Source organism: Lachnoclostridium sp. An181 (assembly GCF_002160325.1).
Lineage (GTDB): Bacteria > Bacillota > Clostridia > Lachnospirales > Lachnospiraceae > An181.
The window spans coordinates 86061-107183 of record NZ_NFKJ01000009.1; the positions used below are offsets into that span (position 1 = coordinate 86061).

Here is a 21123-nt window from a genome sequence, read left to right on the forward strand (position 1 = left end):
CCTTGATTTTACAGGGTTTCCGCATTTTTCCATTTTAGGGAAACTTGCGTATTTTGGCATATGTCAGCAGGTTTTTCCTCTGAAAAGTTGTAAAATAGGTTGTAAAATTTCCCCTATTTTACAACTTTACAACTCACCTAACTACATATCTTTTTCCTCTCTTTTTGAATATCCTCAAAGCCTACATGCGTATAAGTGTTCAGCGTTACGCCGATATCCGAGTGCCCCATAATCTTCTGCAACGTCTTGGGGTTCATGCCCGACTTTGCCATATTGGAACAAAAAGTATGACGGCAGACATGAGGTGTCACCTTTGGCATTTCAGCTTTGTAAATTTTATTATATTTCTCACAGATATGCTGGAAATATTTTTCCCAGTGCAGGGCGACCATTGGCATATCATTTTTGTCCAGATACAGGAAACCCACTTTCCCGTCTATCATTGGTTCTGTCTTTGGCTTTTTGCGGTTCTCTATGATTTTGCGGAAACACTTTTTCACCTCGTCTGTCATGGGTACAAGCCTTGTACCGCACTCGGTTTTCGTCTCCTCTATGACATACTCCATATTCCGTTTCCTCTGTAACTGATGATTGACGTCGATAACGCCGTTTTTCAAGTCAATATCCGCAATCATCAGCCCTACAAATTCAGAAATCCGAAGTCCTGTCTTAAAAAGGATATAGATACCTTCATAGTATCTGGAAAAGTGTTTATCCTCTTTTACGAATTTCAGAAATGCCCGTTCCTGCTTTCTGGTAAGGGCTTCTCTTGTCACACTGTCATTGACAACTACCGTGGCAAGCTGGAACTCAAAGGGATTTTTCCTTATCAAATCATCATCAACCGCCATCTGGAACGCTGGCCTTACAACGCCACGCACAGAATGTATGGTGCTGTACCCTCTGCCGTCACTCTGCAATTTAATCAGCCAGCCTTTTGCGTCAGATAATTTCACCTTATCAATCCGCTTTTTTCCAGAGTCCTCTTTCTTGATAATGTTAATGACAAAGTTATAATTGGCTTCTGTATTATGTTTCACTCCTGTTTTCTGCGACACATATTTCTTCACCAAATCCAGCACTGTCATTTCACCGCCGCAGGGAACAATATCATCTTCCAAATCTCTATGTATCAGCTTTTCCTTTTCCCTCAGCGACAAATCATCTTTTGCCCCTTTGGGAACGGTATCTGTATTGACCAGTTTCCAACTGTACACATATTTTATATTTCCTGCATTATCTGTGTATTTATACATGAAACGTCCGTCTTTACGTTGACTCTCTCCATTTCGCAAGACACGCCCTTTATTATCACGTCTTTTCTCGCTCATCTTCGCTCCTTTCCACTTTTGGAAGAGTCCCGATATGACATTTTAAAGTATAACATATCCGGCACTTCTCTACCATATCCAAATCCATAAAATGCCATAATCCAGCGTCAGATAGCGTCCAGTTCATCAATGATTTTCTCAAACTGCTTTCTCTTGATCTGGATACGGTTGCCCTTCATCATAAGCCAACAAGCTCCTTGACCTTCCTCTGCCAGCTTGCGGAGCTTCTTCTCTCCGATACGAAAATATTTTGACGTTTCTTCAATGGTGAGGGTGTATTTCTCCCATACAGGAATATCCGTATTACTCATACAGCACCCCCTTTTCCGCTTTTGGTATCATACTGGATATGCGGTATCAGCTCTTCCCTGCCTATCCGCTGTAAATGCCCTGTCAGCTTGCTGGAAAGGGGCGGACTGTACCTTGCCTTGTCCAACATTTCCCCGACTGATTTCAGCTCACCTAATGCGTCATGCTCTTCGAGGAAGCAGAAACCCTTGACCGCCGAGATAACACCCCCGTCCGTCAGCCATTGTTGGGTTTTCAGAAGCGAGTTCTGTGTTTTGGGGATATGGAGCTTTAAAGACTCTACGTTCCCTAAGAAACGTTTCCAGAAATGGCACGTTTTCCAACGGCTCTTGTTGCTCTCGTTCTTGTTGGGAACGACAAAACGCAGATTATCCGCCAGCAGACCGAATGCAAGCTCTCCAAGCTCCATAGGTCTTTCCTCAAAGAGCATGGCAAAGGCGTGTGCCTTTTCATCACGGAGCTGTATCTCTGTACGTTTCCAACTTCCGATTTCATCAAGGGATTTATTGTACTTTGCGCTCACCTCTCTGTCTTTATCGTAGAAGCGGTAGGATATAGCGGATTTTCCAGAACCGAGATAAACCGTCCTTGCTAAATCGTCCGTATCATACTTGCTGTCGTCAAAATGGTAGAAATCGCTGGTGGAAACAAACTCCTCTTTTTCAAATTTCTTTCGTATCTGTGCAGGCGTGAAGAATGGTACTTCATTCCTGTCGTCAATGGCAATGTCCAGCCTTGTAAAATGAAACTCTGTACCGAACCAGCGGACACATTGATGAAACATGTGCCCGAATGTGCGGTTATGACTGTCGAGGATATTAAAAATATCATCACACCCTCTCCCCGTCATAACGAGGTAACAGCCAAGCCCCTGTGGATTATCTTCTGTGGGCTTTGCGTTGCCCGATACATAAATATCTCCTAACTGCCAGCGTGTCTGGTAAGTCTTGAAAGCCACCTTCGCCGGATAGGTGATAAATAAATCTTCCGGCAGATCTAAGACGTGCCTTATCACCTCTTCTGCCGTTGCACTGTCAAATACAATGCTGATGTAATCAATCTTTACTGTCAGATGTTCGTGTGTTGCTATGTTGCATGACTCCTTTCTTTCCGTTGTGTTTTGTGCATAGTAGGAACAGCCTTTTTTCCTTAATTCATGCACGTTTTCAGCTACTATGACTTGTATGCGCAGGGCGGTGTTACATATTCGCCCTTTGCGGAACGCCTGACGGCGTTCCTTTCCAGATATACCAACCCGTCCGTGTCACGCCTGGGGTGACGTGCCCCGTCCGTTCTGGCATATCTGGAAACTCCGATTTTCAGTCCACAAGACTGTATATTAACGCTTGTGAAGTGAAAATATCTCTTATCAATGCTTACTTAAGCGTGTGATTGACCCTATAGTGCTTAATCACTGTATCTAGCGATAGAATAACGCCAACAGAATTACTTGTCAAGAACTTTTTCTTGACTTTTTAGAAACAAATAAGTATGATAGGCTTATAAACCAAGTAAAAGGAGCAGATATACCATGAATTATCAGCTTTTGGGCGAGAATATCCAGATTATCCGAAAACATAGAAAAATGAAACAACAGGAGCTTGCGGACGCTATTGGTATTAACTTACAGAGCCTTTCCAAGATTGAGCGTGGTGTAAACTATCCTACCTTTGAAACACTGGAAAAGATTATGAATGTGTTGGGAGTAACCCCGAATGAGCTTCTGACGGGCGAATGGGAACAAACTTCCCATGTGGAACAATTCATCATGGAAGTTGTGAAACGGGAAGAAGATTTCAATGTTTCTCTGGACAGTTTACCAGACCATGAATATTTCCAGAACCAAGAAGAATGGCAGTTCTACATGAAAACAAAGTTATCCGAATATATTCAAAACTATATGAATGACACAAAGACTTCTATTGAGGAACTCAGTGAGATAAAGAAACTAATCCAGCGACAGAAAATAGAACGACTGATGAAATGTTACGACGTTCTGCATAGTAAAGAGCGCTACGGCGAACCCTTGAAAGGCTATCCACATGTTGAGCCTTATGATGATGCAACATTAGCTGACCTTGCGGATGAGAATAATAAGCGGAACATTCCAGAAGTGTCACCGAAAGATGATTTTGACAGCTACGATTATACCGAATATCTGAAAGAACTCAATCACAGAAAATAGACCGTTTCTCTCCTCTTACGTATAAGAAGATACAGAAAAATAAAAAGCCCGGATCAAGAGTGTAAACACCACCTACGGTGGCAGGCTCTTGACAGGGCTTTTCATTTTCTGTTTATGGTAGACAAGAGGAAAGCAAATGCCCTTTCCAACTTCTAAAAAAGAATGGTGTAAAAAAGATCATGCAATGAGTTACTCATTACCATTTAAACATTGCTGCACAGAATCAATCCACGTTTCGATTGCTTCTACCAAAACAAACTGCTGCTGTAAAACAGCCATACCTGTTGCAGGAATCTCCGGCATATTTTCCTTTTCCCTTATATTCTGTTCCAAATAGCTTTTCAGCTCCTTTATCTTCTCTTCGATACTATCTATACACATCTTTTTCTTTTCTAAGGGGAGACTGTCTAAATTGACGATCACAGCATTAAAGTCCAAAAAGATATGAATAGGCTCTGAGGAAATATCAAACATGAGTTTTTCAAATGCTTTTTCCCCCGCTTCAGTTAAAGAATAGATTACTTTTTCCGGCATTTTACCCTCTTTTACAATACTACCTTTGATAAGCCCTTTTTGCTCTAACTGAATCGTCTTTTTGTAAATGGACGGTGTGCTGATTTTTACCCATTTAGAGATATTTCGATACTCTACAAGCTTCTGAATATCATAAGCACTCATTGGTTCTTTTTTTAATATACCTAATACAATTAAATCAATCGTTGCCATAATGTTTTCACCTCATTGTTGATATGAAAAGTAACTACTGTAATTTATAGTAGTGAATTTTACATATCATGTCAAGAAATAGATCATGAATTTATCTTGACAACTACTATAATTTATATTTGAAAGGAGAACATAAAATGAACAAAAAGAACACGAAATTAGAATTATTAGGAAGTGCTCCTGTTCCAAAGGCATTGGTTTCTTTAGGAATACCAATTATGATAGGTATGCTCATTAACGCATTGTATAATCTTGTAGATGCTTATTTTGTAGGAGGACTGGGAGAAAGCCCTATGGGAGCAATTTCTATTGTATTTCCGTTAGGTCAGGTTGTAGTGGGGCTGGGATTGATGTTTGGAAATGGAGCGGCTTCCTATCTTTCAAGATTATTAGGACGAGATGATAAAGATACTGCTAATAAAGTTGCTAGTACAGCCTTGTATAGTAGTGTGATAATTGGAGCAATTCTGATTATAATTGCAACAATATTCCTTAAACCAATTTTAACATTACTCGGTGCAACCGATACCATTATGCCATATGCGCTGACCTATGCAAGAATATATATAATTTCTTGTATTTTCAACGTATTCAATGTGACAATGAATAACATTGTGGCAAGTGAGGGTGCGGCTAAAACAACCATGTGCGCTTTACTTTTAGGTGCAATTATTAACATCGGTTTAGACCCTCTTTTCATTTACACCTTCAACATGGGAGTGGCTGGTGCGGCGATTGCAACCGCTATTTCACAGTTTGTTTCTACTATAGTATACTTATCCTATATTTTAAGGAAGAAAAGCGCATTCACCTTTAGTATAAAAATATTTGATCCTACAAAACAAATATTTATTGAAATTTTAAAAATAGGAATTCCTACTTTAACCTTTCAACTTCTTACAAGTCTTTCTATTGCCTTAATTAACAAAGCTTCGAGTGGATATGGCGATTATGTTATTGCCGGAATGGGCGCTGTCACAAGAGTAACTTCTATGGGAACATTGGTTGTATTTGGATTTTTGAAAGGATTTCAGCCTATTGCTGGGTTCAGCTATGGGGCGAAAAATTTCAAACGTTTGCGTGAATCTATTAAGACTTCAATCCTATGGTCAACTATATTTTGCGTAATTGTAGGGTTACTGATGTTTTTATTTTCCACACAAATTATTGCACAGTTTGCAAATGGAAATGAAGCAATGATTTTGGTGGGTAAAAAATCGCTCATGGCAAATGGGTTATCATTTTTCTTATTTGGGTTTTATACAGTATATTCTTCCTTGTTTATCCTTGCTATGTCTATTGTCTTATATGTATTCATTCAACGCACCTCCATCCCTCATTATGTCATATTTTATAAGTCTGGTGTTATAGTGTAGGGTTTTTTAGTTTACCGTAGAATACCCTGAATAGCAAGTTTATTCTCAGTCTATCTAAATATTGGTTCAATATATGTTTTGATTAAATCTATCCTATCTCTTACCTTTGGCACAAAAAGCGCAGAAGATGACACAACTATTTTATCTTTTGTATTCACATAAATTATATTTCCTCCATCCCCCATCGCTGCATAACCATCTTCATTTACCCACCATAAATATCCATACGATAAATCATGTTTCTTCCATCGGCTATGCTCTCTCGTACTTTCTTCCACCCACTTTTCTGATACAATTCGTTTTCCGTTCCATATGCCTTTATTCAAATATAACTGACCAATTTTTACCATATCCATAGGGGAAAGTGTAAGTCCCCAACCCGCTGTATGAATCCCTAATGAGTCCCGTACCCATCCGCTGGTATCTATAGATTCATTAAATGCCAGTTGTTCCTCCTTGCTTTTAAACACCAAATCTCCATCTACATGAATTTCTAATGGTGAAAATAAATTTTCATCTGCAAACTCAAATACCGACTGCCCTGTTGCTTTTACTAATATTCCTGAAAAAATATCCGGACCAATCAGAGGTGCATATCGGAATGTTCCTATCTTCCCCCGGCCCCCTAGCTGGTCTAAAGAAAATTTCACCCAATCCTCACTAGTAAAATATTTCACATATGGAGCAAAAAAACGATACTTATAAGGTGCTGTCATTGTCAGCATATCCTTGACTGTGATATTTTGGATGGTGTTTTCTCTCTTTCTTACTATGTATCCAGGGAAAAAATCCAGCACTTTCTGATCAACACTTTGGATATATCCTCTATCTACTGCAATCCCAATCAGTATTGAAATAATACTTTTTGTTACAGAATAAACATGAACCTGGCTTTCTCTTGTACATCCCTTGAAATATTTTTCATATACCAATTTTCCTTCTTTTAATACCGCCACACCTGTGGTATTCCCATAATCAGTGCTGATTTTTTGTTCGAATTCTCTAATTCTTTTCTGATCCATGATATCTCCTTTCCTTTAACCTATTTGTAAACACATTTTTTCTGCTTTATTTTTTTAATATCTTTTTTACTGGATAATAGACCTCTGTAATGAAATCGCTCTCCTGCAAAACCTCCGAAGGACTTGTTACATAAACTTCATAAAGTGCATTACAATTTTCATACCCTTCTTTTTCTGCCCATTCAATTTGCTTTGCATAAACAGAAGAGAGCTGAGAGTAGGAACCATGCACAACAGTTTTCAAACAAAGTCCAGGATAAAAATCCCTTGTTCCCGTTGCATACTCGTTGATTGGGACAGCAAATTCTGTATCCAGTCCAAATGGACTATATTCATCACTATGGAATAAAACCATTGGTGGAGCGGATGCTGTCAGGTTCTTTTCCTTCATTTTCTTAAACAGCTTTTCAAAGCAATACCCATACTCATCAGGAAAATCCTGTTCCTGAATCATCTTTCGTATGGACAGAAGATACATCTTTGGCACCTCCACCAGTTCTATACCAATATCTTCCATATATGACATAATCGACTTGCCCTTTCTTATGGCAAACATATCAGCATCTATCTGCTCCAACATATTTTTATACATCATCATTTGCATTGAAATCTCTTTTTTCTTTTTACTAAGAGCCGCATATAGTTTGTCATCCATTGCCTCCTCTGACTCAAGAATTGCCTTAATCTCTTCCAACGAAAAATGATACGCTTTCAGCCGATTAATAAACAGCATCGTCTCCAACTGATTAATAGAATAATATCGATACCCATTTTCTGGATTGATTTCTTCTGGAAGTATCAATCCTATTTCTGCATAATACCGAAGTGTTTTTGTGGATACTCGGCATATACTCGAAAATTCTCCAATCGTCAACATATAATAGGCCTCCTTTCCAGTGCCAGTATAAACTTTGCCCCAAGGGAAAAGTCAACGGCACTTTTCATACGCATTTTCAAGGTAGTCGCATATTAATCGAATATAAAAAGAATTGCAAGTTTTATCTGATTTAACACTCCTGTCAACTCGGCACCTCTTTTATCCATCCTGTCTCCACAACATACCCAATATCTATCCTATCCACTCAACTCTCCGCCATTTTCCACAGTAGACCAGTTCCCACTTACCCGTAAAATGAAAAAATCCGGGAACCCGAACCTGTCCTCTGACAAGCCCCGACTCCCGGAAATCCCTTGTTTTCTACACTTTTTCGCTATCTTATTCTTTGACTTTTGACATCAATACAACTGTCTCAACATGTAATAGTTAGGCTATAACCAAATAAGTCCACATTTACTAAAAGTCCTTGAAATTCAAGCCTTTTGCAGCCATCTTATCTTCTCAATTTTATATGTCTGATTAGGCTATTTTACCTGTCATACTACTATTTCTTCTGCTGCCCTTGCTGAATTATTCTCTTGTGCTGCAATTATTTCTTCTTTTGTTTTACCTCTACTGTCAATTAACTTTTTTTGCTCAATTTGCAGCTTATCTAATAAAAAATCATGATTAAGCTCAAACTCTGTAAATATTTCACTCCATGTCTTCACATAGATCTTAAAATTATCTACCGAGTATACAAGAGACTTTTCCCCATTATACCTAAGGTTTTTTATTTCATTCTCTATTTGAGTATTATATTTATTTCCGACTAAATAAAATTTCCATTCTATATTAGGTGCATTAAAACGAGCTTCTTTAAGTATAACATCTTTATATCTTTTGACTTGTTCTAGTTCTTTGTAACCTAGTACTACCTTGGGATGTTTTAATTCCACAATAATACTACTTTTAATATCTCCATTTTTCATTTGGCGCACAGCAAAAATATCCATCTGCTTACGTCGATCTGGATCATCGATAGTTATCTCTTCTTTTGTATGTGCATCGCCTTTAAGTATATAAATATATCTTCTTAAGGCCTCTTCAAAATCTGGTTCCTCAGCTGTTACTAGATGATATTGTTCTCCAAACAACCAATAATGCTTTTCTATAAAAGGCTGTATCGAATTAATTTCACCTGCCCCAAGTTCCTTGTTAAAAACCAGTTCCTTTAAATCTGCAACAGCTTGAGCCCTATCTTTTAACATCATAATAGTTCTGGAAATATTTGACATCGTTGTGTACTCTAATGCCTCTGCCAATTCTGTCCTTTCATCTTGCGACATATTCACAACGCTATCGATTATTTTTATAAAACTGTCCTTTTCTCCCGATTCCATGATCAATGCAAACATCCTTATTATGGTTTTTAACTGAGGCTTATTCAACCCTGACAATATTTTAGGTTCTACATAATACACTGTTGAAATTAATTCATCTAAACATTCTTTTTTAAAATTGTCTACAGGGTTGTTCTCATCGAAATCGGGATATGCTTCCTTTTCTTCTATTGTTTTCAGAAATCTTTTTGCATATTTTTTTATAAATGGTATTCTTTTTTCTCTAATCAATTTATCAATTTCTCTTTTTATATATTTAAAAGCTTCATCTTCTCTACTGTTACCCGCAATTTTCAATCGCAGTTGTCCTGTTACTACAGAGAAATCAAAATCTTCAAATAAGCTACTAGTTATATATACACTATGATAAAAATTATCACCTTTATTGTTTAAGGTTGTGTTTTCTTTAAATTTTTCTCTGTTATTTTCATCTAAGTAATAATATTTAGAATACTCACCATTTAGTTTTTGTGTCCAACGACAAAAGACAACATCAAATTCTACATCATTATACCTGTACTTTCGTACTTCGCGATCCTCAAGAATTTCAGAGTAATCGATTGGATTATTATTTATTAACAACTGAAATTCATTATTCTTCATCAATTCTAAAAACCAGCAAAATTCAATATTTAAAAAATGCTTCATATGACCAACATTAAAGTCTTCATTAATTCTAAAAAAACTCACTGTGGTTCCTACTTCAATATTTTTATCCACTTCTTCAGGTTCTGTAGCAATATAATCATTTAATCCGTCACTCTCAATGAGGATTGTGTATTTGTACTTTTTGTCATCTTCCTTATATATAGTCTCCCATTTTGCCTGCCCTGCAAAAGTAAAAAAAGTTAATCTACCAACACCATTTTTTCCATGATAACTAGAGCTATTTGATTCACTATTACGAATAATAATTTTATTAGATTCAAAGAAAGGTTTAAATTTTGCATTCAATTGGTTAAAGGGAATACCGTAGCCATTATCTGAGATACTTATTTCTTCTATACCTTCAATACTATTTTGCAAAATATTTATATTGACGCGAGTAGCTGTAGCATCATAACCATTCCATACATATTCCGCTATGGCTTCCTCCGGCTTATATTTACTCAGTACTCTTTTTATTCCTTTTGATCCAAGTTCGATTTTTTGAACAGCCATTCTTTCCCTCCCGTTAAGCTTTTATGCTCTCTTTTGCGTAATCTGCATAACTATTTTCTTTTTGAACTCTATCGTTTCAACAGTATCTCTTCCAAAACGGCTAATGCTTTTTGTAAATATAATATCTAGTTTATGAGATGTACAATCATCCAACATACGATTAAATTCCTTGCGTGAAGAACCTGTTTTGCTAGTAGAAATATCCATATATACATCCGCAAGAAGCCATTGCGGTGTAGCCGCCGTTATTTTTGTTAAATGCGATACTTGTGCAGCCAAACTTTGTAACTGTTCTGAACTATTCGTACTAACACGACAATATATTCCGATGCGCTTGTCCCGTTTCTGTGGTATGGGTGGTATGAAATGAACTTTTTTTAAATTATCCATACATCATCGCCTCTACAAATCTAACAATATCCGCATAGACTAACTAACATTTATTTCATATTTTACATGATAACTAGCCTTTTTACAATCATTCTATCCACTCAACCTGCATTTATCCATCCTGTCTCCACAACATACCCAATATCTATCCTATCCACTCAACTCTCCGCCATTTTCCACAGTAGACCAGTTCCCACTTACCCGTAAAATGAAAAAAACCGGGAACCGGAACCTGTCCTCTGACAAGCCCCGGCTCCCGGAAATCCTTTGTTTTCTACACTTTTTCGCTATTCTATTCTTTGACTTTTGACATCAATACTACGCACTCCACATGGCTCGATTGCTCCGAATTGATGTCACGATTTTGTCACTTATTCAAAACAGGTCGTTTGTTTGCGGAAACATATCAACACTTTTTGCGCCAAAAATGTATCTGTACATTTCGCTATCTATATCACAGTCTAAACTTCGTTCGTATGTGGGAAGGGATGAACAGATAAAGCGTATCAACGACCTGCAAGATTATATCACACAGCAGACCGCCTACCTCACCGAATTTGACGAGACACTGGTGCAACGCTGGATCAAGCAGATAACCATCTGGGAGAACCGCATCACCGTTGAACTGAAATCCGGTGTCAGCATAGATGTTGATGCATAACTTCATAGACGCACGAAACCCTCCTGACCATGATGACCGGGAGGGTATTTTTTCTAACTTTTATATTTAGCTGTTCGAAACCCCGAGTAATCGGGATAGGAAGTTACAATCAGTTACAGCGCTCAACAATAGTACCAAAAAAGATAAAACGGTTAAGATATTACTAATCATAGACATCCCTCCTCGAATACTTGCTAATGTTATGTGTCCTCATTTATACATCTAGCATACACCATTTCTGGATTCCGGAGCAGGACATTAATATTATATCATTTCGGACCCCAATTTTCAATTAGCGAAATGTACGAATATACTGTGTATAGTCGCTCCCACTTTTCTTTTCTCTGTAATATCTTTCCTAGAGACTCTAAGCCTTTATCTCCGCATCTTGACTGAATGATTGATAGATTCCATTTGTTAAGTTTTCCCTTGTTTACATGAATAACTTTCGCATCAAATACCGATTGTTTATTTGCGGACTCTAACAAAAGTCTTTCTAAATCATCATCTATTTCAAGCTTGGGATATGTCCTCAAAATGGTTATTCCAACTTCATTAACATTCAAGTTTTTAGCACCATCAATTTTATTACATATAAAGGTTACATTCAAAAAGCGGGTTCCAGTGAAATCTACATTTCTCAGATTACAATTGTAGAATACAACATTTTCAAGCTTAGCATTTTTAAATGATGTCCCTCTCAAGTTGCAATTATAGAGGTCTACACCTATCAATTCCGAACCTCTGAAATTGCAATCCGTCATAATAGACGCTTGATACTTAACATTATAAAATCGAGCATCAACAAAACATAATGCATGCATATTTGCTTTGTAATTATATCTATTCGATACTCCGCCCAACTTTTTATGACAATGAGTCAACGTAAAAAATATTCTCTTCCCCATTTTTTTACGGATAGTATTTCTATTGTTCATTCGTAATCTTCTCTTTGCATCTTTTTTTCTCTTTCCTCGGCCCATGTATTATCACTTCCTTGTTCAAACAGTAAATTGATGAACACTTCAACTTTTATTTTTTGATGTATCATCATCGATTTTTTTATCATCAAATACATATCGTTTTTCTCCGTAAATCTCCGGATTATTTCGTTCTTTTCCCTTTCGATATGGTCTTACTGGGATTACTCTCCCGTCAGAGAGTGTTCGTTCATGACCTCGAACCCCCCAAGCTGGAACATGATATTTACGTCCTGAACCAGTTGCAGCATACTCAATAGGCCTTCCATCTTTATCTACAGCAATGATTCTCTTAATTAACACAATTCTATCTTGCGATTTATACGCATCATCGTCTGCTGAAATTGGTCCTCTCTGTTCAACAACTCTTATTTCTTCTGGATGATTATTTATTTCATATTGTACTCCCACCCAGAAGTTGCCAAGCCAGTAAGCTAATCTCATAATGTCATCGAAAGAAAAATAGTCTAATGCTTCTTCCGAAATCTCTACAGGAAGAACATATGCATTCTCATCTTGACTGACCTCGATTACTGCAACATCCATCTCTGAACCCCAATCTTTATCAACAAGGCAAACCGTGATAGCACAGTAAACAGATCTTCCTATATATCTGTATGACGCAAACACCCCATACGGAGAAGACTCCTCACGATAACGGCTAATACCATTTAAAATCATACCAATTTGTGTGTCCTGATGAATGTCTCCAAAGATTTCTAATCTAAAATCTCTCAACCCAACTGCTTGTTCAAAAAACTCATACCGTCTTCCGATAAACGAAATTTGGTCTGCTTTTGCATCCGTCATGTTAAAATAGTCCAAATTAGCCCCAAAATCATAGTTGGTACCATTCACTCTACTTGCAGAAAAATCAATATTTTCTTTCACAGCTCGTTTCCACTGCCATTCAATTTCTTTCTGTGTAGACGGCATTCGATTCAAACTAAAATCCATATGAGTAATCCTCCTGTTATCACTTCCACAACCCCTGACATCTAATCCACGTCCTGTTTCGGGCGGGGACCGTAATTCGCTGCTGGGATTTGATCCGCTACGGCTTTCCGGCAACGGCTGACCCAGTTGTAAACGATGCTTACTGCAATATCGTTCTTGCGACACCAGTCGGCATCTGTCATGCCGCTCTGGCGGCATTCATTGATAAGCCGGATCTGTTCCGCCATCGGAACACGGGCTTTGCGAGTACCTGCCATAACCTATTCTCCATAATTGTAGTGAAATAGTCTAAGTATCTATCGACTACAATTATAGTCAAAACTTGAGGATAAGGAAATCCGCAGGGAATATTTGGCGCTTACCTTGATTTTATTTTCTTGACAGCAAACAGACGGTCCCCACATGAATATTTTTTGCAAACGGATCATCTAATTCTCATCTCTATTTTTCTCTTCTTTCCAACGCATCAATTCTTTCCTCGCTTCATCGGGGCTTTGAACCATCCATTGGAAAAAACTTTGTATTGCTTGTTCCATTGTCAGATGATTCGTTTCCAATATTTGCTCTGCCTGACGTTTCACTTCTTCATCAATTTCTATCTTTATTGTTTCATAAGCCATGTCCCCACTCCTCTACAATATTGCCAGATAACTGTCCAGTCTTTCATTCACATACCCTGCAAACAGTTTTTCCATCGATCCTAAATTATGTTTTACATGATACTCATCAAAAGCATTATAGTAAGCAACCCGATCTGTAAATTTAATATCAATCGGCGGATATCCTGCTTTCATCAGTTCCAGATTTACCAGCAGACGCCCTGTACGGCCATTTCCATCTATAAATGGATGAATGCCTTCAAATTCAATATGGAACCGAGCAAGCCTGGGAATGATATGCTCAGTGCTGTTTCTATAAGCTTCCAGCAGCTGCTCCATCTTAGGCTGGATCAGATAAGGCTGTACCGGTTCATGTTTTGCCCCCATAATTCTTACTGGAACTCTTCTGTAAATCCCGCGGTCCTCTTTTTTATCCGCCAGTACCAGATAATGGATCTGTTTTATCACGCTCTCTGATAATGGCACCTGCTCACTGACCAGATCCCGCACAAAGTAAAACGCTTCTTTATGTCCGACTGCCTCCATATGATCTTTGAGCGGCTTTTGATCAATCGTAAGACCTCGCAGCACCAGATCCGTTTCCCGCAGGGTCAGCGTATTACCTTCGATTGCATTGGAATTATAGGTATACTCCACCACAAATTCTTCTGTAAGACGCTCTGCCTCTCCTTCTGTCAGCGGGCGCCTGGTATCCAATTCCGCTTTCTTTCGGTCTATCCTCTCTAACAGACTTTCTGCAGACCTGTATCGGCCATCTTCCGGTTTCTTTGCATCTTGCGGAATTTTCCAACTGCGTCCTTCACGGAAAACCCCTGGGATTTTCCCTTCTGAGCACAAGATTCTTACTCTTCTGTCTGAAATTCCCCATTCCTCTGCTGCTTGTTTCACTGACATATACATAAAGTCTTTCACCTCGCTCAGATAATAATATATCCTATTATCGGAATAATAGCAACGCTATCGGAACAATATTTTGCATTTATCGGAATAATATCAAAGATCCGGAAGATACTATTGTCTCTTCCGGATCCATGCTTTCACATTATTTATTTTTTCTTTCCTCAGTAGTAGTAAATCCGTAGTCCCCCTCTACCTCTCCCACCCCTATTTGCCGCATTTCAGCCGCCAAAGGCCGCCAAGAACCTCATTCTCTGACTCCTGCCGTGGCAGATGAAAAGTATTTTTATCATGTTCGCATTTCTCCTTATATGTTGGTTTTTCCTTGTTTTTACGGGGTTTCACGCACATCCCCATTTGAGGAAAACTTGCATATTAAAGAGAGATATACATTTTGCTCTATCTCCCTTCTCCTCTACAAAGAATCAAATTATGACAACTGTTTTGTTTTTTCTTTATAATCCTTAAGCACCACATTAATATTATTTAATAATGATTTAAAGCCATCAAAATCTATACTACTGTAGTTTTTCATTATATATTGAGAAAAAATTTCTTTACCATAAAATTTACTTGTATCGTATGTATCCTTTTTACAAAATTTCTTTCCACCAATTTCGTGAGAAAGTGTAGTTTCATCAAACAACATTTCAATATCGCTTTCTTCACTCTCGCCGACCAATGGTGTTATCATAAGATATAGATTCTGTAACAAATTTATCCATGTTTTAGTACATAATTCCTTTTTTCTATCATCAGAAATTTTATTACTTGCAAACTTGTATACAGGCTTATTTTTATTATTCAACTCATTATCAAACAGCAAAATAACAGAGTTAAACGGAACAGCATTTCCTAAATTTTTAAACATTTCTATATAATTTGGATACTTTTCTCCACCTTCCTCAGAAAAAAATTTATATATATTGTTCATGGTATCTGCACCATCTTTTTTAAAATTCAAAAAATAGGCAAGCCGTTTGCTTCTCTGCAAAAAAGATACTTTGTACTCAAACTGCCCTTTCGAATTCCTACTTACTAAATTTGGATACTCTTTCCATAAATTTTTTAAAGCAGCTTTCAAATAGACCACATCTGTTTTTCCTTCTGTTACAATTAATGGTTTCGGATTAGCAAAGAAATATTTATAAAATATAAATTGACTATATGCTCTTTCTCTTCCATTAAGATATTCGTATGCAAGTTTCTTCCCTTCCAAATTCAACTTGTTATTATACCATTCTAATTGATTAATAAAAGAAAAACGTCCTTCAAGTTGATTAATAGTTCCTTTTATTTCATTTTCAATAAAATATTCTCCCGATCTATACAATTGATAAGCCATTGCTCTAGTTCTTTTATAATAATCTCTACTCACATGAAGTTTTTTGTTAACAACAATTCCTGTGACTTCTTGCCTAGAATCTCTATATTGAACCCTTGTTTTCCTCTTATTAATGTTGAATCCAGCATTGATAATTTCCTTTTCCAGTTCTTCAAAAAATATGTTTTTAATGTTTAAGAACTCTCTATTATTTGTAGAAAACGTTAAATCATCCACATATCTTGTATAATCTAGTCGATATTTCTTTGCTAATTTAGATATTCTTACATCAAATATATTGCAAATCAAATTTGTTATTATTGGAGAAGTAGGTGCTCCTTGTGGCAGTTTACCTTGATAGCATGTCAACTGCGCTATAACAGTTGCCACTTCTAATGGTAACTGAAAACTGTGGTCCTTTAAAAAATGGCCCCGCACTCTTCCAAAATGAAAAGAGTCAAAAAAATTTTCCAAATCAATATTTATAACAACTCGTTTATTCCGGTGAATTTTAGCATTCGTAATAAAACTTTTCTCTTTTTGAAAAGCATGTGAGATATTAGGATTGACATTGTATTTATTCCAAATTTCTTTTTGGTAATTATACAAAGCTTCAGCAAGTTTTCTTTGAATCACTTTTAAATCTTTCTGCGGAGCATATATATGTCTAAATCCCCCACTTTTCTTAGGTATATCAAATGATGTATATAACTCGTCAACTCCTTTAATGTATAAAACATATGATAATTTCTTCCTTGGTATATCTAAGAAATCAGCTAGTTCATTTCTGCTTTTTACTTTATCTATTGTATCCATTTCTTCATCCTCAAAAAAACGTGTGGTTACTCATTATGCGATGCGTAATATATAATAAAATATACATACACATAATACAGATTGATAGAGAGCATATCTTCCTACCATTTTAGTCAACACTTGCGAAACACAAGTCCATAATCTAACCACACGCTTATATAAGCAAATTTTATCACGAATAGTAATCATTCTCAATACAATTATTTAACACTGGAAAATGCTAAAAATAATTAACAAATGATTATCATACCAAAACGCCTTTCAAAAGTTGTAAACTTGTTGTAAATCACCTCTACCATCTGAAAACCTGCATAAAATAAGGAAATTCAATAAAAACGGAAACTCCTGCCGTGACAGATGAAAAGTATTTTAATCATCTATGACCTCTCTTTGTATTTACTGTATTTTCTTGATTTATAACGAACTTCCGATAATTGAGGTTTAATACCACATCCTCTTTCTTTTCGCTCATCCTAAAACCCACTATCCAAAAAAAGCCTCATCCTTGATATACTAACAATATACCATAGTCGAGGCCTGTTTTCTATTAATATAAGAGTATTCAAAGTTTGTGAGGGTCTACGAAAGATGTATTCAAGAGGTCGAAGCTGTTAAAGGCTCTGCCAAACCGTAAAAAAGGTAAAAAATAGAAAAACGCCTTTGTTCCCAACACATTCTGGTAACTATTTACTTGGCCAAAGAAAATACTCCTGTAATTTTATCCGGAGCTAATAACTTTATTGTGTAAGGAACATTCAATGCTCCTTTTACGATGATGACCTCCAATCTTTCCTTATCATCTTTATCATTAAAGAATAAATCTGGTTTATACAGTAACTGAATAACATCAAATAAACGATAATAGCTGTCAGATGGAAAATCCCTCAGCATCGGTCTCATATCAATCCTTTGTTTCGGTATACTGAGATTATAAATTACGAACACAACGGTTTGGCTTTGTGCAGCAATATTCTTTAATTTATAAAGGAAACGCTCAACGGAATCTGCATCATCTAACAAAACACCATTGAAATCGTCAATTACAACGATTTCCGCTCCTGAATTTTCAACGATATCCAAAATCTTATTACTTTCAGAGAGCTCATTATATGGAATCAATGCCAAATTTTCACCATTCAAATTCACTTGACTACTTGTTAATTTTTCCCAATCTTCTTCTGTTACTATTCCACGTTTTATATACTCCACATTTACATGAGCATTTTCACCAATTATTTCAATACTTACATCAAAAGGCTTATCCTTCATACAGCAATACACGACTCTATGACCAGATATAATATTCTGATTTACAATATGATACAAATATGTACTTTTCTTCGCACCAGTACAACCAGCTACCAATACTATATTCCCTGGAAAGACAGGACATAATTTATCCTGTTCTGGATAGCCCCAACGTATCAGTGACATATTCTCATGGGGCGGAAATATACTTTTCGTCTTCTCTGAATTTAACGTTGAACTATCACTATTTCTATTTTCTAACGAATACCTTTCATAGCACTTATCCCTATGCCCTTTTAACTCTTTTTCGGTAAATTTTCTCCCCTTTGGATGGTGAGGATTATAAGCTTTTACCTCTGCATGACAATCAAAGCACAATGGAATACAATTATCGGCAGTATCTTCTCCACCATCAGCAACTTGCTTTATATGATGCAATTCAATTTTTTGACCCACATACTTTCCACACAGACAACAATGCCTACCACAACGAACCAGTACATCATCTGCAACACTTGTTGGAAATCCCATACGTTCACCCTTTCAGTTTTTCTTTTAGTTATGTATCTAACATATCCCAGTCGTCCCCTAAGACCCATCTGAGAGCGGAAAGTTTACCATTGAGCATTCCCCATTCAAAATCACTATATGGTCCAAGATTTTCTTCTCCGTACTTATCGATTACTTTCTGGGCAGATTCTAACGCACCTTTCCATATTTCCGGATTAACCGTTTCCATGCCAGTTTCAATTCGATAGCGCAAAGACAGATGCCTATCAAACCATATTTTATCAAGAAAAACACCCACAGCATCGACAATTTCCTCTATGCTACGTGGTTCATCTTCATCATCACTTTCAGGAAGTTCCTCCATTAGCTTAACATCGGGAAGGCTTTTACTTAATTTGTATTCTTCTAAGCCAATGGTCAACTTTTCTAATGCAGCTTCAATGTTAGACATTTTCTGATTTTGGTTTGCAAAAAAGGCTAACTGCTCTTCTTTATTCATTTCAATTTCAAGAAATTCCATACGAATTCCATAATTCGACGGCGAATTTAACAAGGTTGCAAGTCTCTCCAAATGATAGATTTGTACATCTATATTTTCATCGATTTCAGTTAATTCTTTTCGTTCAGACAATCTTAACTCCTGATTCGTAACAAATACAATACCATTTGCATTGTTCTTTTTTACTCCTTCTAAATCGTGTTCGAATTTCGATTTAATATCTGAAAAACACTGCTGCCCTCTGGGAAAGTAAACTGCTCCAACCCATTTTGTTCCATTATCAGTTAAAATCATATCTTTCAAACCATCTCTGCCACCTAATGGATGAGATGGATCAATATTTCTAAATCCATCACTAAGCAACACTACCGCTGCCAATCGCTCTGCCGGTGCTTGTCCTTTATCCCAATCTAATAATCTATGCCAAGTTTCTCGTCCATCGTTTCTTCTCATGTATCTGCTCCTTTTATAGCACAATTTATCTATGAATATTATATCAGATTGCCCAGCAAAATAAATATTCCAGATAGACAAAATTTCAAATTCACTTTGTATCAAAATAAAAATGGCGAAGTGCTTATCGTAACACTCCGCCGAAAGCCTAACCGGTTTGAGCATAAATGCTTGGTTAGGTCTACTTTGTTATTATATTCAGTATAACGGATTTTAAACACTCAAATGTGCTTTCCAATCTGTCGGTAAATTCATTGCCACAAGACTGATTACGCTGCTGTTATTTTGAATCAGCTTATCAAATTCGTCTACAAATATAATCCATTCCTCATCTGATGATCTCAGATATTTCATCGCCAATAAAATTTGATATAACCCATTATGTGCTGGCGGAGGTGTGATTTTATCCACATCGAGAATTTCCGGTGTAGTATGTATTGTTCGATTATAAATACGGGAATTGTGAGCACACATATTGCGTAATACAGAAACCCCCTGCACCCAAGAAGCAAGCATTTTCTGTGATGGATTTACCAAATTTCCCTTTTTTGATTTGTACTGGTAATTAGCTGCCAATATTGAATATGAGCTTCCAGCGCCTGTTTTCAAGTTTTTAATTATCTTCGATAACGTCCCAAAAGAAAGAACTTCTACTGCTGCCCATACAGGCACTCCACCATCATGATTGTCAAAATTATGTTTGATAAATACATCATTAGAACGAGCAATTTCTGATGCTATTGTAGACATATTCTGCCAATACAGCTTTTTCTCCTTGAAGATTGATGAATCTTGCAAAATCAGCGCATCTCCATGTACAAGTAATGCTTCCACCAATCGTACTCTCAAAGCCACTTCAATCTTAGAAATCATTGAAAAAATCAACACAGATAATTCCTGATCGAACTGATACAACTTTAAAATGTCTTCAAATTTGGTTCCTGGAACATACTTTTTTGTAACATTATCATATAGATGAAACGAATATCCTCGTAAACGATAAAATCCAATTGATTTTAATGCCTTTTCTACATCTCCTCTAGAAATTATCGTCATTCCTGCATCAATATACGATTGTACCTGCTGTGTTATTGTTAATAATTGTTTTGGATATTGATACATAAAACACCTCATAAATGAAAAAGTCCCACCGGGTTGCGCATGAAAATCAGAGGCGTGGTGGGTTCTGTTGCTATCATTATACAACTTTAAATTCGATTGTCAAGAATTCTTTCTCCAAAAAATACAAGTTCCCCTTGTTTCCTGACGTGCACATCTGTATCAATCCCTTCGCATCATTCATTGCCCTCTTGTTGTCCTCTTTCAAATTATTTTATCCGATCCTTCAATTTGATGCTACATTTTTCATACTCTTGTATTGTCGTTTTCTCTGCTACCTCTCTCAAAATATAGTATCGTGTCCGAGAAACGATGCGCC

19 protein-coding genes are annotated in these 21123 nt (G+C 36.8%); 2 read left to right on the forward strand and 17 right to left on the reverse strand.

The features are described 5' to 3' along the window. Positions 1–137: 137 nt before the first annotated feature. From B5F18_RS07405 to B5F18_RS07415, 3 genes are all read right to left on the reverse strand, one after another. On the reverse strand, positions 138–1331 hold the full coding sequence (locus B5F18_RS07405; protein ID WP_087157043.1) for a site-specific integrase: 1194 nt from the start codon (positions 1329–1331) through the stop codon (positions 138–140). 107 nt (positions 1332–1438) lie between these two features. Next, the gene (locus tag B5F18_RS07410; RefSeq protein WP_087157044.1) at positions 1439–1642 is read right to left on the reverse strand and encodes an excisionase; all 204 of its coding nucleotides are present in this window, start codon (positions 1640–1642) and stop codon (positions 1439–1441) included. Next, the gene (locus tag B5F18_RS07415) at positions 1639–2700 is read right to left on the reverse strand and encodes a replication initiation factor domain-containing protein (protein WP_275532816.1); all 1062 of its coding nucleotides are present in this window, start codon (positions 2698–2700) and stop codon (positions 1639–1641) included. Before B5F18_RS07415 ends, B5F18_RS07410 begins: the two co-directional genes overlap by 4 nt. Positions 2701–3171: 471 nt before the next feature. Between B5F18_RS07415 and B5F18_RS07420 the strand changes: the two genes are divergently transcribed. Then, positions 3172–3825 carry a helix-turn-helix domain-containing protein gene (locus tag B5F18_RS07420; RefSeq protein WP_087157045.1) on the forward strand — a complete coding sequence of 218 codons (654 nt, stop codon included), beginning with the start codon at positions 3172–3174 and terminating at the stop codon, positions 3823–3825. 189 nt (positions 3826–4014) lie between these two features. On the opposite strand, the gene B5F18_RS07425 is transcribed toward B5F18_RS07420, so the two are convergent. Then, positions 4015–4551, reverse strand: coding sequence for a PadR family transcriptional regulator (locus tag B5F18_RS07425; protein WP_087157046.1), 537 nt, complete (start codon positions 4549–4551; stop codon positions 4015–4017). A gap of 137 nt (positions 4552–4688) precedes the next feature. On the opposite strand from B5F18_RS07425, the gene B5F18_RS07430 reads away from it, so the two are divergent. After that, positions 4689–5927, forward strand: a complete 1239-nt coding sequence (locus B5F18_RS07430; RefSeq protein WP_087157047.1) for an MATE family efflux transporter — start codon at positions 4689–4691, stop codon at positions 5925–5927. 50 nt (positions 5928–5977) lie between these two features. On the opposite strand, the gene B5F18_RS07435 is transcribed toward B5F18_RS07430, so the two are convergent. The 13 genes from B5F18_RS07435 to B5F18_RS07500 form a co-directional block, all read right to left on the reverse strand. Beyond that, positions 5978–6949, reverse strand: a complete 972-nt coding sequence (locus tag B5F18_RS07435) for a serine hydrolase domain-containing protein (protein WP_087157048.1) — start codon at positions 6947–6949, stop codon at positions 5978–5980. A 46-nt stretch (positions 6950–6995) separates the two neighbouring features. Continuing rightward, positions 6996–7826, reverse strand: coding sequence for a MerR family transcriptional regulator (locus B5F18_RS07440; protein WP_087157049.1), 831 nt, complete (start codon positions 7824–7826; stop codon positions 6996–6998). 497 nt (positions 7827–8323) lie between these two features. Continuing rightward, positions 8324–10330 carry an ATP-binding protein gene (locus B5F18_RS07445; RefSeq protein WP_087157050.1) on the reverse strand — a complete coding sequence of 669 codons (2007 nt, stop codon included), beginning with the start codon at positions 10328–10330 and terminating at the stop codon, positions 8324–8326. A gap of 21 nt (positions 10331–10351) precedes the next feature. Beyond that, positions 10352–10720 carry a recombinase family protein gene (locus tag B5F18_RS07450; protein WP_242955823.1) on the reverse strand — a complete coding sequence of 123 codons (369 nt, stop codon included), beginning with the start codon at positions 10718–10720 and terminating at the stop codon, positions 10352–10354. A 930-nt stretch (positions 10721–11650) separates the two neighbouring features. Next, a complete protein-coding gene (locus B5F18_RS07460) occupies positions 11651–12364 on the reverse strand; it encodes a pentapeptide repeat-containing protein (RefSeq protein ID WP_242955824.1) in 714 nt (237 codons plus the stop codon). A 42-nt stretch (positions 12365–12406) separates the two neighbouring features. Then, entirely contained in the window at positions 12407–13318 is a 912-nt protein-coding gene (locus tag B5F18_RS07465; protein ID WP_087157052.1) for a hypothetical protein, read from the reverse strand. Between the two features lie 41 nt (positions 13319–13359). Continuing rightward, positions 13360–13575: an IS66 family insertion sequence element accessory protein TnpA gene (gene tnpA, locus B5F18_RS12720; RefSeq protein ID WP_087157053.1), complete on the reverse strand. Its 216-nt coding sequence runs from the start codon at positions 13573–13575 to the stop codon at positions 13360–13362. Between the two features lie 171 nt (positions 13576–13746). Then, complete coding sequence (locus tag B5F18_RS07475; RefSeq protein WP_087157054.1) at positions 13747–13938, reverse strand: hypothetical protein; 192 nt, start codon at positions 13936–13938, stop codon at positions 13747–13749. Between the two features lie 12 nt (positions 13939–13950). After that, the gene (locus tag B5F18_RS07480) at positions 13951–14838 is read right to left on the reverse strand and encodes a Fic family protein (protein ID WP_087157055.1); all 888 of its coding nucleotides are present in this window, start codon (positions 14836–14838) and stop codon (positions 13951–13953) included. Positions 14839–15265: 427 nt separating this feature from the next. Then, positions 15266–16975: a retron Ec67 family RNA-directed DNA polymerase/endonuclease gene (locus B5F18_RS07485; protein ID WP_087157056.1), complete on the reverse strand. Its 1710-nt coding sequence runs from the start codon at positions 16973–16975 to the stop codon at positions 15266–15268. 687 nt (positions 16976–17662) lie between these two features. Beyond that, positions 17663–18754 carry a DnaB-like helicase C-terminal domain-containing protein gene (locus tag B5F18_RS07490; protein ID WP_087157057.1) on the reverse strand — a complete coding sequence of 364 codons (1092 nt, stop codon included), beginning with the start codon at positions 18752–18754 and terminating at the stop codon, positions 17663–17665. A 28-nt stretch (positions 18755–18782) separates the two neighbouring features. After that, positions 18783–19685, reverse strand: a complete 903-nt coding sequence (locus B5F18_RS07495; protein WP_087157058.1) for a hypothetical protein — start codon at positions 19683–19685, stop codon at positions 18783–18785. Between the two features lie 213 nt (positions 19686–19898). Next, complete coding sequence (locus B5F18_RS07500; RefSeq protein WP_087157059.1) at positions 19899–20807, reverse strand: Abi family protein; 909 nt, start codon at positions 20805–20807, stop codon at positions 19899–19901. Between the last annotated feature and the right edge of the window lie 316 nt (positions 20808–21123).

Bases quoted from the DNA above. Each gene is read 5' to 3' on its own strand.
- B5F18_RS07425 (WP_087157046.1), bottom strand. From the start codon at position 4,551: ATGGCAACGATTGATTTAATTGTATTAGGTATATTAAAAAAAGAACCA.
- B5F18_RS07440 (WP_087157049.1), bottom strand. From the start codon at position 7,826: ATGTTGACGATTGGAGAATTTTCGAGTATATGCCGAGTATCCACAAAA.
- B5F18_RS07445 (WP_087157050.1), bottom strand. From the start codon at position 10,330: ATGGCTGTTCAAAAAATCGAACTTGGATCAAAAGGAATAAAAAGAGTA.
- B5F18_RS07495 (WP_087157058.1), bottom strand. From the start codon at position 19,685: ATGAGAAGAAACGATGGACGAGAAACTTGGCATAGATTATTAGATTGG.
- B5F18_RS07480 (WP_087157055.1), bottom strand. From the start codon at position 14,838: ATGTATATGTCAGTGAAACAAGCAGCAGAGGAATGGGGAATTTCAGAC.
- tnpA (WP_087157053.1), bottom strand. From the start codon at position 13,575: ATGGCAGGTACTCGCAAAGCCCGTGTTCCGATGGCGGAACAGATCCGG.
- B5F18_RS07485 (WP_087157056.1), bottom strand. From the start codon at position 16,975: ATGGATACAATAGATAAAGTAAAAAGCAGAAATGAACTAGCTGATTTC.
- B5F18_RS07410 (WP_087157044.1), bottom strand. From the start codon at position 1,642: ATGAGTAATACGGATATTCCTGTATGGGAGAAATACACCCTCACCATT.
- B5F18_RS07435 (WP_087157048.1), bottom strand. From the start codon at position 6,949: ATGGATCAGAAAAGAATTAGAGAATTCGAACAAAAAATCAGCACTGAT.
- B5F18_RS07450 (WP_242955823.1), bottom strand. From the start codon at position 10,720: ATGGATAATTTAAAAAAAGTTCATTTCATACCACCCATACCACAGAAA.
- B5F18_RS07430 (WP_087157047.1), top strand. From the start codon at position 4,689: ATGAACAAAAAGAACACGAAATTAGAATTATTAGGAAGTGCTCCTGTT.
- B5F18_RS07405 (WP_087157043.1), bottom strand. From the start codon at position 1,331: ATGAGCGAGAAAAGACGTGATAATAAAGGGCGTGTCTTGCGAAATGGA.
- B5F18_RS07475 (WP_087157054.1), bottom strand. From the start codon at position 13,938: ATGGCTTATGAAACAATAAAGATAGAAATTGATGAAGAAGTGAAACGT.
- B5F18_RS07460 (WP_242955824.1), bottom strand. From the start codon at position 12,364: ATGGGCCGAGGAAAGAGAAAAAAAGATGCAAAGAGAAGATTACGAATG.
- B5F18_RS07500 (WP_087157059.1), bottom strand. From the start codon at position 20,807: ATGTATCAATATCCAAAACAATTATTAACAATAACACAGCAGGTACAA.
- B5F18_RS07420 (WP_087157045.1), top strand. From the start codon at position 3,172: ATGAATTATCAGCTTTTGGGCGAGAATATCCAGATTATCCGAAAACAT.
- B5F18_RS07465 (WP_087157052.1), bottom strand. From the start codon at position 13,318: ATGGATTTTAGTTTGAATCGAATGCCGTCTACACAGAAAGAAATTGAA.
- B5F18_RS07490 (WP_087157057.1), bottom strand. From the start codon at position 18,754: ATGGGATTTCCAACAAGTGTTGCAGATGATGTACTGGTTCGTTGTGGT.